This window comes from Corynebacterium mastitidis DSM 44356 (genome assembly GCF_000375365.1).
GTDB lineage: Bacteria > Actinomycetota > Actinomycetes > Mycobacteriales > Mycobacteriaceae > Corynebacterium > Corynebacterium mastitidis.
On record NZ_AQXB01000033.1, the window covers coordinates 1 to 1,531 of the forward strand.

General features: G+C 59.4%; 3 protein-coding genes. All 3 read left to right on the top strand.

Features of this window, described 5'->3' with window-relative positions; translation table 11 throughout:
- Nucleotides 1-143 precede the first annotated feature (143 nt).
- Nucleotides 144-896 carry a hypothetical protein gene (locus tag B140_RS0111385; protein ID WP_156801812.1) on the top strand — a complete coding sequence of 251 codons (753 nt, stop codon included), beginning with the start codon at nt 144-146 and terminating at the stop codon, nt 894-896.
- 9 nt (nt 897-905) lie between these two features.
- Nucleotides 906-1,355 carry a hypothetical protein gene (locus tag B140_RS0111390; RefSeq protein WP_018119477.1) on the top strand — a complete coding sequence of 150 codons (450 nt, stop codon included), beginning with the start codon at nt 906-908 and terminating at the stop codon, nt 1,353-1,355.
- On the top strand, nt 1,352-1,531 hold a 180-nt coding region (locus tag B140_RS14250; protein ID WP_211208171.1), incomplete at its 3' end, for a hypothetical protein. The genes B140_RS0111390 and B140_RS14250, both read left to right, overlap by 4 nt.

Below are 1,531 nucleotides of genomic sequence, written 5' to 3' on the forward strand. Positions count from 1 at the left end.
AGGAGGCGTGAGTCGCGGAGTTGGAGCCTTCCTGAAGGACTACGGCGAGCACATGGTCATCGGAGGGGGAGTTCTGCTGTTGATCCTGTGCTTTTTGATGATGCGCTCGGTAGAAAAGCGGAAGTAAAAAAAGGGCTACACGCATGAGCGGAATCGGAGATCAAGAACAACACTACGACGATTCACCCACCCTAACTTCCGGTGAGGATCACGCAGCCACGGTGAATCTCGACTCCTCCCCCAATGGCGTCGGCATGGAATCCGCTGACCTCGATGGGATAGACGACGACCGCGACGACACCGAGGTGGAGGGATACGACGCGGAGGGAGACGACGAGGAAACAGCAGAGGACTACGAGGACTACACCCGGATAGACGGCAGGAAAGTCCTGACCTACGTCCTTGGGATCACCGGGTCGATCATCGCTGTCATTGTGATCTTCAAAGCCCTCGGCGGCGGTGCAGGGGACTACGAATCCACCGCTGCCCGGCAGCAAGAAACCCTTGCGGCCCCCTCGTCCTACTCGCCCAGTGAGATCGCTGCGCGGCCGACCGGCGTGGCTCGGACCTCCCTTGCCAAGCCCACGCCGACGTCCTCAGCACGCCCCGTGCCCAAGCGCAACACACCTCGCCCCACGCCTACCCCACGGCCTGTCCCGCAACGCGGTATCACCGCCGCCCCCGCGCAACCCGCAGAGCCGGTAGACGCCCAACCCATCGACGATGTGGTGGCCGCAGAGCCCCAACAGGTAGCCGAAGAACCCGCCGGCGAGATCGCACCACCGGCGCCCGCGCCGCCCGCCTCGCCGCAGCCAATCACCCTCGTGGAGGAAACCACCACCGAGATCATCCCCCCGGTCACCACCGTGCTGCAAACTCCCGACCGCACACCCTAGGAGCACACCATGAACAGCAAAAACGCCTTCATCCAGGCACTCCGCTCCGGCAACATCGACGAGCTGACGACCATGGCCCTGCTACACCGCCTCTCCGAGGTCATAGCCAAGGCCATCAACGCCACAGACGACGCCTACGACCTCATCAGCACGGCCATCAAAGGAGACGACACCAACGAAAACCTCCCGCACGCCCAGCGCCTGATCCACAGCAGCACCGCCACGCTCGTCAGCATCGCCAAAGAACTCCGCCACCTAGCCCCCGAGCACGGCACCATCCTCACCCTCATTGAGGAATACGCCGCAGACACCGAACACGCCACAAAAATACTCAACGAAGAAATAAACGAAGGAAACCGCCATACAGAAGAAATAGAAGAAGCACAATCACTACTACAACGCTGGGAAAAAGAAATAACAAACCACATCGACGCGATACAAGCAGAAGGGGAGGAATGATGGTCATATACAACCACCCGGTAGTGATAGAAAAATGCAGCAGCACCTACCAGTCTATCACCCCCGAGATCATCGACAATGAACAAGATAAAACCATCCCCCCTTTAATGATGGGCATTATCCGCGTCATTGGCGCCGTATCTATCACAGGGGAGCATACCGGGACCGAGAATATC